Origin of the sequence: Kitasatospora sp. NPDC092286 (assembly GCF_044755565.1) — a bacterium.
Lineage (GTDB): Bacteria > Actinomycetota > Actinomycetes > Streptomycetales > Streptomycetaceae > Kitasatospora.
On the sequence record NZ_JBIVRD010000013.1, the window covers coordinates 1 to 13,143 of the forward strand.

Sequence of the window (13,143 nt, forward strand, 5' to 3'; positions counted from 1 at the left end):
CTGGAGAAGGTCCGGGTCCGCGGACCCGTCGGCCGTCCCCGCACCCGACCCGGCGCGGTCGCCGGGGACAAGGCCTACTCGTCCCGCGGCAACCGTTCCCACCTGCGCAAACGCCGCATCAAGGCGGTCATCCCGGAGAAGAAGGACCAGGTCGCCAACCGGAAGAAGAAGGGCAGCCGGGGCGGCCGGCCCGTCAGCCACGACGCCGAGCTCTACAAGGAGCGGAACACCGTCGAGCGCCTGATCAACAAGCTGAAGGCCTGGCGAGGCATCGCGACCCGGTATGACAAGAGCCCGGAAAGCTACCTCGCCGGCCTTCACCTCCGCGGCGCAATGATCTGGATCAAGGACCTCACCCGAACCCATTGATCACGACCGAATACGCGGCCTAGGGCTTGTCTGACAGGCCCTGGCGCCCTACGCGTGCACTATCTCGCGGCCGTAGCGCGGCTTGCGCAGCACGGCGAGGAAGGTGATTCCGACGCCGGCCAGCGCCCAGACGGCGAGGACCAGCAGGGGCATGCCCAGGTTGGTGCCGCCGAAGTAGGCGATCGAGCGGGCCGCGTCGGTGCCCGCGCCGTTCGGGATCCACGCCCCGATGGCCCGCCAGAACGGCGGCATCATCGGCGGCGGGAAGACCCCGCCCGCGCTGGGGTTGCCGAGCACCACGAAGAGCAGCACCGCGACACCGATGCCGATGATGTCGAACAGGCACTCCAGTGCCATGGTGACCGCGCCGACCGCGAACACCACCAGGGCGCCCAGGGCGGAGAGGCCCCAGAACGATCCGGGCAGCGCGTTCAGGGCCGGTCCGACGATCACCGCGCCACCGATGCCGGCCGCGATCGAGTAGAGCGCCAGGGTGCCGAGCCGGATCAGCGCCCGGTGCGGGTTGGCGGGCAGCGAGCCGGCGCTGATGCCGAGGATCGAGGCGACCAGGTAGCCGCCCACGCACCAGCCGATCACCAGGTAGAAGGAGGAGAGGCCGTTGGTGTCGCCCTTGGCCAGCGGTGCCACGTCCTGGGTCACGACCGTCCGGCCCTGCGCCTTGTTCAGGCCGGTGACGACCGACTCGGCGGCCTTGGCGGCCGCCGGGCCGCGGGCGTTGCCGACCAGCAGGGTGTCCTCGGTGCCGGCCGGGTTCACCACCAGCGCGGCGTAGATCTTCTGGTCCTTGAGCTGCTCGGTGGCGGTCTGCGCGTCGGGCGCGGTGACGGCCCGGACGGCGTCGTTCGGCACCGAGTCCAGCGCCTCGACCAGCTTGGGGGAGACCTGCGGCGGGGCGACCACCGCGATCGACAGGTTGTGCGGGGTCGGCTCGTGCAGCGCCCCGACGTACGAGGTGATGAAGCCGAATTGGAGAAGGAGCACGGCAATCACCATCAGCGCCGCGCGCGGGGTGACCGCTCCCTTGAGTTCGGCGACGAGTCCCTGCCCTGGGGCGGCCATCGACATCTCCTTGTGTATGAGGGAAAAACGGATACTTCATACCATCAACTAGTTAGGTTGTTTGTCATCCCGCGCCGGGTCCGGCCCGGGGTGGCCTGCGGGATACTGGCGCGGTGAGTGCGGCGAATACGGTGAGTGACGAAGATCCCCTGCTGGCGGTGGAGCGCGAGGTCGCGCTGATGTTCCGGCGGGGCCGGGCCCGGGTGGCGGAGCTGTCCCGCCGGGTCCATCCCCGGCTGGAGGGCATGGCGTACAGCATGCTCGGCTACATCGAGCAGGCCGGCCGGGTGCGGGTGACGGACGTCGGCGTGCACTTCGCTGTGGGCAAGGCCACGGTGAGCCGGCAGATCAGAGCGCTGGAGGAGCTGGGTCTGGTGTCCCGGGAGGCGGATCCGCAGGACCGCCGGGCCGCGCTGGTCTCGCTGACCGAGGACGGGCGGCGGCGCTACCTGGGCGCCCGGGACGTCCGGGTGAAGCGGGTGCGGGAGCTGATGGAGAACTGGTCCGAGGAGGACGTGGTCCGCTTCGCCGAGTTGCTGCACCGCTTCAACGACGTGGTCGGGGAGGCCGTCGCGCCCTGAGCCGCTGCGGGGGCCCCGGCGCCGGCCGGGGCGGGGTCGTACGGCGGGACTTTACTTGGGCTTGAAGAAAGTTGCCTTAGTCAACCATCGCCCCTATGGTTGCTTAAGGCAACGATTTCTCGCATCCCCCGTACCCCGCAGAAGGACCCAGATGACCGTCACCACCCACGCCGCGACCGGAGCCGCCACCGCCGACGACCAGCCCATGACGCACCGGCAGGTGATGGAGGCGCTCTCCGGCCTGCTGCTCGGTCTCTTCGTGGCCGTGCTCTCGTCGACGGTCGTCTCCAACGCGCTGCCGCGGATCCTCACCGACCTGCACGGCGGTCAGTCCGCCTACACCTGGGTGATCACCGCCACCCTGCTCACGCTCACCGCCTCCACCCCGATCTGGGGCAAGCTCTCCGACCTCGCCAGCAAGAAGCTGCTGCTGCAGATCGCCCTGGTGATCTACATCGCCTCCTCGGCGCTGGCCGGTCTCTCCCAGAACACCGGACAGCTGATCGCCTGCCGTGCCCTCCAGGGCATCGGCGCCGGCGGTGTCACCGCGCTGGCCCAGATCTGCCTGGCGGCGATGGTCCCGCCGCGTGAGCGCGGCCGGTACAGCGGCTACTTCGGCGCCGTCTTCGCCCTGGCCACCATCGGCGGGCCGCTGATCGGCGGCGTCATCGTGGACACCTCCTGGCTGGGCTGGCGCTGGTGCTTCTACGTCGGCATCCCGTTCGCGCTGGCCGCGATCCTGGTGCTGCAGCGCACCCTCAAGCTGCCGGTGGTCAAGCGCAAGGTGAAGATCGACTACCTGGGCGCGCTGGTCATCACCGGCGCCGTCAGCCTGCTGATGATCTGGATCACGCTGGCCGGCAAGAACTACGCCTGGCTCTCCTGGCAGACCGCGGCCATGGTCGGCGGCGGCCTGGCGCTGGGCGCCCTGGCCGTGGTGATCGAGCGCCGGGCCGCCGAGCCGATCATCCCGCCGCACCTCTTCCGCTACCGCACCGTCACCCTGGCGGCGGTCGCCAGCGTGCTGGTCGGCATCGGGATGTACGGCGCGACCACCTTTCTCAGCCAGTACTTCCAGCTGGCCCGGGAGAAGTCCCCGACCATCGCCGGCCTGATGACCCTGCCGATGATCCTCGGCCTGGCCGTCTCCTCCACCGTGGCCGGAAAGATGATCACCAAGTACGGCAAGTGGAAGGCGTACCTCGTCTCCGGCACCCTGCTGCTGGCGATCGGCTTCGCCCTGCTCGGCACCGTCCGGGCCGACACCCACTACGGGCTGCTCTCGCTCTACATGGCCATCACCGGCGTCGGCCTCGGCCTGACCATGCAGAACCTCGTCCTGGCGGTGCAGAACACGGTGGCGCGGAGCGAGCTCGGCGCGGCCAGCTCGGTGGTCACCTTCTTCCGCACCATGGGCGGTGCGATGGGCGTCTCCGCGCTCGGCGCCCTGATGAACAACAGGGTCGGCCACTACCTGACGGAGAACCTCACCGCCGCGCACATCCCGGCCGCCGGCGCCGGCGGTGGCGGCATCCCGGACCTGCACAAGCTGCCCGCCCCGGTCGTCCCGCTGGTGACGGACGCCTTCGGGCACGGTGTGGGCGTGGTGTTCCTGGTCGCGGCGCCGTTCGCGCTGCTGGCCTTCATCACGGTGCTGTTCATCCGGGAGACCGCGCTGCGCACCTCGCAGCAGGACTGAGCCCGGGGCGGCCGACCGGCCGGACGGCGTCGGGACGGCGGGATGAGGAGAGGGGCCGGGGAGTGGTGATTCCACTCCCCGGCCCCTCTCCTTCACGGCCGTACGGCCGTGCTACTTGCCGGCGATCAGCGTCAGCCCGTAGACGACGGCCGCCGCGCAGACGCCGAAGCAGGCGTACGCGCCGGCCAGCGCCAGCCGGCCGCTGCCGCCGGCGGCCGGGGCGTCCGTGCCCGCGTGCCGGGCCGTCACGGCCTCGCGGCGGGAGAGCGCCAGGATGCCGAGCGCGAAGACGGAGACCACGGCGACGGTGATGCCGAAGCTGACACCGGCGGTCTGGGCCAGGGCGTTCCACTTGATGTGCATGGTGTGTGCTCCTCAGCCTGCGGCGCTCAGGCCGCGACCGTGGTCGAGGCGGGGGTGGGGGTGACGGGCGCGGGGGCCGGGGCGACCTCGACCGGGGTGATGTCGTTGACGTTGTCCGCGCCGACCGGCTGGCGGCGCGAGACGAGCCACATCGCGCCCGAGCCGGCCACCAGGGCGGCGCCGGCCACGACCACGCCCCAGGTGCCCTGCTCGACCAGGAAGGCCGCGCCGCCCGCCACCGCGGCGGCCGCGGGCAGGGTCAGGCCCCAGGTGTAGACCATGCGGCGGACCAGGCTCCAGCGCAGCTCGCCCTTCGGGCCGCCGAGGCCGGCGCCCATGATGCCGCCCGAGCAGACCTGGGTGGTGGAGAGGCCGAAGCCCATGTGCGAGGAGGTCAGGATGACGGTCGCGGCGGCCGACTCGGAGGCGAAGCCCTGCGGCGCCTGGATGTCCGCCAGTCCCTTGCCCATCGAGCGGATGATCCGCCAGCCGCCCATGTAGGTGCCGAGCGCGATGGCCGCACCGGCCGAGATGATCACCCAGGTGGGGGGCAGCGCGCCCTTGGGCAGGGCGCCGACCGAGACCAGCGTCAGGGTGATGATGCCCATCGTCTTCTGGGCGTCGTTGGTGCCGTGCGCCAGCGAGATCAGCGAGGAGGAGAACATCTGGCCGGTCTTGAAGCCCTTGGTGACGGTCTTGCCGTCGCTCTTGCGGGTGATCGCGTACGCCAGCTTGGTGGCGCCCCACGAGGCCAGGCCCGCGACCAGCGGGGAGGCGATCGCCGGGATCAGGATCTTGCTGAGCACGGTGTCGAAGTTGACCCCGTTGACGCCGACGCCGACCACGGTGGCGCCGATCAGGCCGCCGTAGAGCGCGTGCGAGGAACTGGACGGCAGACCTCTCAGCCAGGTGAGCAGGTTCCACAGGATCGCGCCGACCAGCGCGGCGAAGATGATCTCGGGATGGATGCCGGCCTTCTCGTTGACGATGCCGCCGGAGATGGTGGTGGCGACCTTCACGGAGAGGAACGCGCCCGCGAAGTTGAGGACGGCCGCGATGGTGACTGCGACCTTCGGGCGGAGGGCTCCCGTGGCGATGGAGGTGGCCATCGCGTTGGCGGTGTCGTGGAAGCCGTTGGTGAAGTCGAAGGCGAGTGCCGTGATGATCACAACGGCTACCAGGAACGAGATGTGTTCCATACCCAAACAATCGTCGTAGTTGTCGCACGGACGTTGGTGTCGGTCGCGACGGTAGGGACGCTTGGTAAACGGAAGGTGAACTGGGTCGGGAATCGTGGTTCCGTGAGTGTCCCACGGGTTTCCATCGCCTTGCCGCAGGGTGTCCCTGCCCGTGCTGAGCTGGACATTAGTGGAGAAAATCCTGGTTCGCTCCGGTTTGCTGAGACCTGTCTCACAGATGAACGGAGAATTCATCAGCCGGTCCTGGTGCGGCCTGTTTCCGGCGAGTAACCCATGGCAGGATCGGCGGGGTCCGGGGACCCCGGACGTCGGGCAGGGGCGGGGAGGACGAACCCATGGGCGGGGCTGCACAACGCACGGAGTCGACGGGCGTACGACCGTGGGTGCGGGCCGCCCTGCGCTGCGGAGCCGTGCTCGCGGCCGCCGCGCTCGCCCTGCCACTGGCCACCCAGGCCGCGTACGCCGCCCCCGACCCGGGCGGCCCGGGTGTCGGCGCCCCGGCCACCGTCCCCGGTACCGACCCGCTGGCCGACGCCAAGGCCACCCTCGGCCCGCTGCTCGACCAGCTGCACGAGCTGTACAAGGGCGCCGAGGCGGCCACCGAGCAGTACAACGCCTCCGTCGCCAGGGTCGCCGAGCAGCAGGCCGCGCTCGCCGACCTCCAGGGCCGGCTGGAGCGCCAGCAGAAGCAGGTGGACGCCGGCACCGACGTGGCCGCCCAGCTCGCCGCCGCCCAGTACCGCAACGGCGCCGCCTCCGCCTACGCCGAACTGCTGCTCTCCAAGGACCCGTACGAGGCGGTCACCATCGCCGAGCTGCTCGCCACCGCCAGCCGCTCGCAGTCCGACTTCCTGGACCGGCTCAAGTCCGACCGCGACGCGCTCACCGGGCTGCGGAAGCAGAACGAGGACGCGCTCAAGGACTCCCAGGCGCTGGCCGCCCAGCAGGACGCCGCCAAGGCCAAGGTCGCCACCGACCTGACCGCCGTCGAGCAACTGGTCTCCTCGCTGACCGGCGCCCAGCGCGCCGAGCTGGAGAAGCTGGAGAAGGCCAAGGCCGACGAGGCCCAGCTGGCCTTCCTCGCCTCCGGCGTGCTCGGCAAGGGCGAGCGCACCCCCTCGCTGGCCGGCCGAGCCGCCATCACGTACGCGCTGGCGCAGCTCAACAAGCCGTACGTGTGGGGCGGCGCCGGGCCGGACGTCTTCGACTGCTCGGGCCTCACCTCGCAGGCCTGGCTGCACGCCGGGCGGCCGATCCCGCGCACCAGCCAGGAGCAGTGGGCCCAGCTCCAGCACATCCCGCTGAACCAGATGCGCCCCGGCGACCTGGTCATCTACTTCGAGGGCGCCACCCACGTCGCGATGTACATCGGCGGCGGGCTGGTCGTCCAGGCGCCCCGGCCCGGCGCCGTCATCAAGGTGTCGCCGATCGGCTCGATGCCGATCCTCGGTGCCGTCCGACCGGACCCGGAGACCGCCTCGGACGAGCAGGGCGGCGCCTGGAAGGTGCCGGACCTCCCGGCCGGCTGGGACTCGGTGACCCCGATCGCCCCGAGCCCGGCCAACCAGGTCCCGGCCACGCCCGGCACCCCGGCGCCGGGCACGCCCGCTCCGGGGACGCCGGCCCCCGGCACTCCGGCGCCCGGCACGACGCCGACCGACCCGGCGACGCCGGGCCAGCCGTCCACGCCCACCGGCACCCCGACCGGGACGCCCACCACGACGCCGACCGGCACCCCGACGGGTACGCCCACCGGTACGCCGAGCACCGGCACCCCGACCGGGACGCCCACCGATTCGCCGACCGACACTCCCACCGGCACCCCGACGGGGACGACGCCGTCCGGCACGGGGACCCAGGCGCCCACGGGCACCGGCTCGCCGTCCGGCAAGGGGTCGTCGGCCGCGTCCGCCACGGCCGGCGCCACCGGCACCCTGCCGGCCAACCAGAACTGACCGGCCCGCCCGGGGCCCGGGGCTCAGGCCCCGGGCCCGGCGGGCTCAGCGGGCGCCGCTGTCCGGCTCGAAGCGGATCACCACGGCCTTCGAGGTCGGGGTGTTGCTGATGTCGGCGGTGGAGTCCAGCGGCACCAGCACATTGGTCTCCGGGTAGTACGCGGCCGCGCCGCCCCGGGCCACCGGGTAGTGGACCACCTTGAAGTGCGGGGCGCGGCGCTCCACGCCGTCCTTCCACTCGCCGACCAGGTCGACGTACCCGCCCTCGGGCAGGCCGAGTTCGGCGGCGTCGGCGGGGTTCACCAGGACCACCCGGCGGCCGCCGGTGATGCCGCGGTAGCGGTCGTCCAGACCGTAGATCGTGGTGTTGTACTGGTCGTGCGAGCGCAGTGTCTGGAGCAGCAGCCGGCCGGCCGGCACCTCGGGCGCGGTGAGCGGGTTGACGCTGAAGTTGGCCCGGCCGGTCGCGGTCGGGAAGGTCCGGGAGTCGCGCGGGCCGTGCGGCAGGGTGAAGCCGCCGGGCCGGCGGACCAGGTCGTTGAAGTTCTCGAAGCCCGGCACCACCCGGGCGATCCGGTCCCGCAGGGTGTCGTAGTCGGTGGCGAAGTCCTCCCACGGCACGCTGTCCTGCGGCCCGAGCACGGCGCGGGCCAGCCGGCAGACGATCGCCACCTCGGAGAGCAGGCCCGGCGCGGGCGGGCGCAGGCCGCCGCGCGAGGAGTGCACCTGGCCCATCGAGTCCTCGACGCTGACGAACTGGGGGCCCCTGGCCGTGATGTCCCGGTCGGTGCGGCCGAGGGTGGGCAGGATCAGCGCCCGGGCGCCGGTCACCACGTGCGAGCGGTTGAGCTTGGTGGAGACGTGCACGGTCAGCCGGCAGCGGCGCATCGCCGCCTCGGTGACCTCGGTGTCCGGGGTGGCCGCGACGAAGTTGCCGCCCATCGCGAAGAACACCTTCACCCGGCCGTCGCGCATCGCGCGGATGGTGTCCACCGAGTCGTGGCCGTGCGCGCGCGGCGGCTCGAAGCCGAACTCCTTGCCGAGCGCGTCCAGGAAGGCGGCGGACGGCCGCTCGAAGATGCCCATCGTCCGGTCGCCCTGCACATTGCTGTGCCCGCGGACCGGGCAGACCCCGGCGCCCGGCCGGCCGACGTTGCCGCGCAGCAGCAGGAAGTTGACCACCTCGCGGATGGTCGGCACGGCGTGCTTGTGCTGGGTGAGGCCCATCGCCCAGCAGACGATGACCTTCCGGGAGGCCAGCACCAGCCGGCCCAGCTCCTCGATCTGCTCCCAGGGCAGGCCGGTGGCGGCCAGCACCTCGGCGCGGTCGGTGGTCCGGGCCTCGGCGGCGAACTCCTCGAAGCCGTGGCAGTGTTCCTCGACGAACGCCCGGTCGACGCCGTCGTCCGCCTCCAGGATCAGCTGGTTGAGGGCGCGGAACAGGGCGAGGTCGCCGCCGAGCCGGATCTGCAGGAAGAGGTCGGTCAGCTTGGTGCCGTGGCCGGCCAGGCCGCGGGCGTGCTGCGGGTTCTTGAACCGTTCGAGGCCGGCCTCGGGCAGCGGGTTGACGCTGACGACGGTCGCGCCGGCGCGCTTGGCCCGCTCCAGGGCGGAGAGCATCCGGGGGTGGTTGGTGCCCGGGTTCTGGCCGGCCACGATGATCAGGTCGGCCTGGTAGAGGTCCTTCAGACTGACGCTGCCCTTGCCGATGCCGAGCGTCTCGGTGAGCGCCGAACCGGACGACTCGTGGCACATGTTGGAGCAGTCCGGCAGGTTGTTGGTGCCGAGGCGGCGGGCGAGCAGCTGGTAGGCGAAGGCGGCCTCGTTGCTGGTCCGGCCTGAGGTGTAGAAGGCGGCGCCGTTCGGGGTGTCCAGGGCGCGCAGCTCCTCGGCGACGATCCCGATGGCGTCGTCCCAGGAGACCGGGACGTAGTGGGTGGCGCCCTCGTCGAGCAGCATCGGCCGAGTGAGCCGGCCCTGCTGGCCGAGCCAGTAGCCGGAGCGCCCGGCGAGTTCGGCCACCGGGTGGGCGGCGAAGAACTCGGCGGTTATCCGCCGTTCGGTGGCCTCCTCGGCGACGGCCTTGGCGCCGTTCTCGCAGAACTCGGCGGTGTGCGTCCTGCCGGGCTCCGGCCAGGCGCAGCCGGGGCAGTCGAAGCCGTCCGGCTGGTTGACCTTGCGCAGGGTGGCGAGGGTGCGGCGGGCGCCCATCTGCTCGGCGGCCATCCGCAGGCTGTGGCCGACCGCGGGCAGCCCGGCCGCCGCGTGCTGGGGCGCCGACACCTGGGGGGCGTCCTGCGCGGGATCGCTCTGCGGGGCCTGCTTGGCCATGACCGCTCTCCTCCGGCTCGTCCGGGCCGCGCGCCGCTGCGGGCCCTGACGGGCCATCCTTCCACCTGGCGGGTGGCCGGGCGCGGGCCCGGTACGGGCTTCGGCGGCGGCGCAGCTCCCCGGCGGCCCGGCGGTACGGGGGCTCAGGCGGCCAGGGCGGCTGCCTGGGTCCCGGCGAGGGCGCGGAGCAGGGTGCGGGCGGCGGCGTCGTTCTGGCGGAAGCCGGGGGAGTCGGTGCGCGGGCGGGCGAAGGCGGCGGCCGCGCGGAGGCTGGTGTGCGGACCGAGGGCGGTGCGGCGCGGGTGCGGGGCGCCGTCCAGGGCCGGGTCCAGGACGCGGCTGTCACCGGGGGCGATGGTGAGCAGCCCGGAGCGGTGGGTGTACTTCTCGTCCGCGACCACCTCCTCGACGATCCGCCCGGCACGGTGCAGCCCGGCCAGCAGCGGGTCGCGGGTACGGGCCAGGGCGTGCCTGGGCAGGTACGCCTCGACCAGGGCGGTGGCGGTGACGGTGTGGCCGGGCACGGTGGCGCCGGAGGCCCGCCAGGTGCCGGTGGTCTCGTCCCGCTCCACCCGGACGCCCGCGCCGAGGAAGCGGACCACGCCCGCCTCGGAGAGCGCGAGCAACTGGCGCAGCCGGAAGCCGGGCGGGCCGGAGGCAAGGTAGCTGAAGTAGCCGAAGAACCACTCGTCCACCTCCTCGCCGACCGAGCGGGCGGTGAGCCGGCCGGAGGCGAGGATGCGGGGCACCTGCCCGAAGAGCGAGAGCAGGGCGAGGAAGGCGCCGTGGTCGGCGCTGTGGGCGGGGTCGGCGCGGCGGTCGGCGTCGGCGGTGATGTAGTCGCGCAGGTGCCGCTGGAGCTCCTCGGCCGAGCCGAGTTCGAGGCCGGCCAGCGGGAAGTCCAGCCGTTCGAAGTCCAGCCGGTCGGCCGGGTCGGGGACGGCCGCGGCGACCAGCTCGCCGAGCTCGGGGGAGTACCAGTCGTGCCGGTCGTACCCGGCCAGGAACTCCGGCCAGGGCAGCGCGGTGCGTTCGGGGTGGGCGTGGAACAGCTCGTGGTAGTGGCCGAAGCCGATGTCCTTGGCCATCAACGGCCAGAAGTCGCGCCGTAGTTCGAGCGGGCCGGGGCGGGCGAGGACGGTGTCCACGGCGGTGGCGTCGAAGTAGCGGGGGAGCGGGGCGGGCGGGCCCTGGAGGCGGTAGCCGGTCTTGGAGTGGTACGGCACGCCGCGCCGGGAGCCGACGTGGATCACCGGCTCGCGGCCGGAGGGGCGGTAGGCCAGGCCGTCGGCGGTCTCCTCGAAACGGCCGCCGCGGCCCTCGGTGAGCAGGGCGACGAGGTCGACGAAGGCCAGGCCGAAACCGCGCAGGACGAGCCGTTCGCCGGGTGCGATGCCGGAGAGGTCGGCGTCGGCGGAGAAGGCGGGCGGGAGGTGGAAGCGGCCGTGCCGGGCGGCGAAGTCGGCGTCGGCGGCGTACCGGGGGTGTGGCGCGGAGTCGAGGTGGCCGAGGGTGAGCACGACCTGGTCGGCGGTGAGCACCCGGTCGCCGAGGTGGACCAGTTGCGGCCCGTCGCCGGGGCCCTCGATCCGGCGGACGGTGTCCCGGTGCACGGTGACGGTGACCTGCGGCGGCAGGTCGGCCACGGCGCGCCGGAACACCCAGTCCAGATAGGCGCTCTGGGCCCGGCGGGTGGGGAAGTCGGTGGGCGCGAGGGTGCGCAGCTCGGCCCGGACGCCGGGGTCGGGTATCTCCTGGTAGGGCGCGAACTCCTCGCTGCGGGCGGCCCATTCGGCGAGCGAGGGGCCGGGGCGGACCGGCCCCTCGATGGTGGACTTCTCGTCGGTGAACATCGTGACGTCCTCGGCCATCGAGTTCATCCGCAGCAGCGGGGACTGGTCGTAGCGCCAGATCCGGCCGCCGCCGGGCGGGTGGGGGTCGACCAGGTGGATGTGCAACGGCCGCCGGGCGGGCAGCAGTTCGGCCGCGTTGGCGGCGATCCGCTCCAGCAGCCCGGTGCCCCGTGGCCCGGCGCCGACGATCACCAGGGTGTTCACCGGGCCTCCCCGGCGGCCCGGCCGGCGACGGCAGCGGCGTCGGTGGCATCGGCATCGGCATCGGCGTCGGCGGCGGTGCGCAGCCGGCGGTAGGCGGCGCGGGCCCGCTGCAGCGGGGTGGGCGGCAGGCCCTCGCGGGTGGCGCCCTTGGCGTAGTGGCGCTCGACGTAGTACTGGCCGATGGAGAGAACGGTGGTGATCACGATGTACCAGATGGTGGCGACCAGCAGCATCGGGATGACCTGGTAGCTCTGCAGATAGACCAGCTGCACCGAGTACAGCAGGTCGGAGACGGCCAGCACGCTGATGATGCTGGTGCCCTTGAGCGCGCCGATCAGCATGTTGCCCGCGGTCGGCACGATCGAGCGCATCGCCTGGGGGACGACGATCCGGCGCAGCACCCGCCAACGGCTCAGCCCGAGCGCGGAGGCGGCCTCCAGCTGGCCGCGGTCGACCGAGAGGATGCCGCCGCGCACCACCTCGGCGGCGTACGCGGCCTCCAGCAGGGTGAGGCCGATCACGGCGGTGAGGGTGGGGCCGATCAGGTTGACGGTCTTGACGGTGACGAACTCCGGGCCGAACGGGATGCCGAGGCCGAGGGTCGGGTAGAGCGCGCCGATGTTGAAGAAGAGGAGCAGCTGCACCAGGGGCGGGGTGGAGCGGAAGATCCAGATGTAGACCCAGCTGAGTGTGCGCAGCACCGGGTTGGTGGAGAGCCGCATGGTGGCGAGCAGGGTGCCGAGGACGAAGCCGAGGGTGAGGGTGACGGCGGTCAGCCAGAGGGTGAGGGTGAGGCCGTTCAGGACGGAGGTGGCGGTGAACCAGTCGGCCACCACGTCCCACTGGAAGGCGTCGTTGCGGATCGCCGAGCTGACGGCCATCGCGAACAGCAGCAGGGCGACGGCGGCGGAGACCCACTGCCCGGGGCGGCGGCGGGCGACGATCCGGGCCTCGGCGGGGCCGGTCCCGGGGCCGGTCCCGGGGCCGGTCCCGGGGCCGGTGGCGGGGTCGGCGGTGGGTCCGGTGCTCTTGCGGAGGGCGGGTGCGGGGAGGACGTCCTGCGGGGTGGCCATGAGGAGGACTCCAGGCTGGAGGTGCGGGCAGGCGGGGAGGTACGGGTGTGGTCACGTACTGCCGTCGCACCGGCCCGCGTCCCTCAACGCGGCCGGCACTGCACTGCACTCCGCTGTGATCGTACGCATGCTCGATCGGCGCGTGTCAAGGGCGGGATGACAGGGTCGCGGGGCGACAGGAGATCGCAACAGAGCGGTAATGGAGGGTGGTTGACGTACCGCATCGGCGGCTGTTCAACTTGGGGCCATGTACGCCGAGCAGCCCCTGGTCACCCGCGACCACATCGACTTCGGTCGGGTGTGGTCCGCGGCGTGTCGCGGCTGACCCGGCAGCGGGCCGCCCAGCCGGCCCTGCTCTCCTCTCGGAGACCCCTCCCTCGGTGCCCCGACGCGGGCCGGGAAGCCGTCCACCGCTGACGGCTGATCAGGCGCACGC

The 13,143-nt window shown here is 72.6% G+C and carries 10 protein-coding genes; 4 read left to right on the forward strand and 6 right to left on the reverse strand.

What is annotated here, in order from left to right; translation table 11 throughout:
• Positions 1 to 369: transposase (locus tag ACIQIB_RS15400; protein WP_400758344.1), on the forward strand; the 369-nt coding region annotated here is incomplete at its 5' end.
• Between the two features lie 48 nt (positions 370 to 417).
• Here ACIQIB_RS15400 and ACIQIB_RS15405 read toward each other — a convergent pair.
• On the reverse strand, positions 418 to 1,449 hold the full coding sequence (locus tag ACIQIB_RS15405) for an ABC transporter permease (protein WP_363604734.1): 1,032 nt from the start codon (positions 1,447 to 1,449) through the stop codon (positions 418 to 420).
• Positions 1,450 to 1,580: 131 nt separating this feature from the next.
• On the opposite strand from ACIQIB_RS15405, the gene ACIQIB_RS15410 reads away from it, so the two are divergent.
• Both ACIQIB_RS15410 and ACIQIB_RS15415 read left to right on the forward strand, forming a co-directional pair.
• Entirely contained in the window at positions 1,581 to 2,030 is a 450-nt protein-coding gene (locus ACIQIB_RS15410) for a MarR family winged helix-turn-helix transcriptional regulator (RefSeq protein WP_400654564.1), read from the forward strand.
• A gap of 151 nt (positions 2,031 to 2,181) precedes the next feature.
• Complete coding sequence (locus tag ACIQIB_RS15415) at positions 2,182 to 3,729, forward strand: MDR family MFS transporter (RefSeq protein ID WP_400654566.1); 1,548 nt, start codon at positions 2,182 to 2,184, stop codon at positions 3,727 to 3,729.
• Between the two features lie 111 nt (positions 3,730 to 3,840).
• Here the strand turns inward: ACIQIB_RS15415 and ACIQIB_RS15420 are convergent, their stop codons facing one another.
• On the reverse strand, positions 3,841 to 4,092 hold the full coding sequence (locus tag ACIQIB_RS15420) for a hypothetical protein (RefSeq protein WP_400758346.1): 252 nt from the start codon (positions 4,090 to 4,092) through the stop codon (positions 3,841 to 3,843).
• A gap of 26 nt (positions 4,093 to 4,118) precedes the next feature.
• A complete protein-coding gene (locus ACIQIB_RS15425; protein WP_400758348.1) occupies positions 4,119 to 5,291 on the reverse strand; it encodes an anion permease in 1,173 nt (390 codons plus the stop codon).
• Between the two features lie 335 nt (positions 5,292 to 5,626).
• Between ACIQIB_RS15425 and ACIQIB_RS15430 the strand changes: the two genes are divergently transcribed.
• Entirely contained in the window at positions 5,627 to 7,246 is a 1,620-nt protein-coding gene (locus tag ACIQIB_RS15430) for an NlpC/P60 family protein (protein ID WP_400758350.1), read from the forward strand.
• Positions 7,247 to 7,291: 45 nt separating this feature from the next.
• Here ACIQIB_RS15430 and ACIQIB_RS15435 read toward each other — a convergent pair whose 3' ends face one another.
• The 3 genes from ACIQIB_RS15435 to ACIQIB_RS15445 form a co-directional block, all read right to left on the reverse strand.
• Positions 7,292 to 9,577, reverse strand: a complete 2,286-nt coding sequence (locus ACIQIB_RS15435) for an FdhF/YdeP family oxidoreductase (protein WP_400758352.1) — start codon at positions 9,575 to 9,577, stop codon at positions 7,292 to 7,294.
• A 143-nt stretch (positions 9,578 to 9,720) separates the two neighbouring features.
• Complete coding sequence (locus ACIQIB_RS15440) at positions 9,721 to 11,634, reverse strand: FAD/NAD(P)-binding protein (RefSeq protein ID WP_400758354.1); 1,914 nt, start codon at positions 11,632 to 11,634, stop codon at positions 9,721 to 9,723.
• A complete protein-coding gene (locus ACIQIB_RS15445) occupies positions 11,631 to 12,707 on the reverse strand; it encodes an amino acid ABC transporter permease (protein WP_400758356.1) in 1,077 nt (358 codons plus the stop codon). Before ACIQIB_RS15445 ends, ACIQIB_RS15440 begins: the two co-directional genes overlap by 4 nt.
• Positions 12,708 to 13,143: the final 436 nt, after the last annotated feature.

Excerpts from the sequence above, each read along its gene's own strand:
- ACIQIB_RS15405 (WP_363604734.1), bottom strand. The coding sequence starts at position 1,449 with ATGGCCGCCCCAGGGCAGGGACTCGTCGCCGAACTCAAGGGAGCGGTC.
- ACIQIB_RS15415 (WP_400654566.1), top strand. The coding sequence starts at position 2,182 with ATGACCGTCACCACCCACGCCGCGACCGGAGCCGCCACCGCCGACGAC.
- ACIQIB_RS15420 (WP_400758346.1), bottom strand. The coding sequence starts at position 4,092 with ATGCACATCAAGTGGAACGCCCTGGCCCAGACCGCCGGTGTCAGCTTC.
- ACIQIB_RS15425 (WP_400758348.1), bottom strand. The coding sequence starts at position 5,291 with ATGGAACACATCTCGTTCCTGGTAGCCGTTGTGATCATCACGGCACTC.
- ACIQIB_RS15430 (WP_400758350.1), top strand. The coding sequence starts at position 5,627 with ATGGGCGGGGCTGCACAACGCACGGAGTCGACGGGCGTACGACCGTGG.
- ACIQIB_RS15435 (WP_400758352.1), bottom strand. The coding sequence starts at position 9,577 with ATGGCCAAGCAGGCCCCGCAGAGCGATCCCGCGCAGGACGCCCCCCAG.
- ACIQIB_RS15445 (WP_400758356.1), bottom strand. The coding sequence starts at position 12,707 with ATGGCCACCCCGCAGGACGTCCTCCCCGCACCCGCCCTCCGCAAGAGC.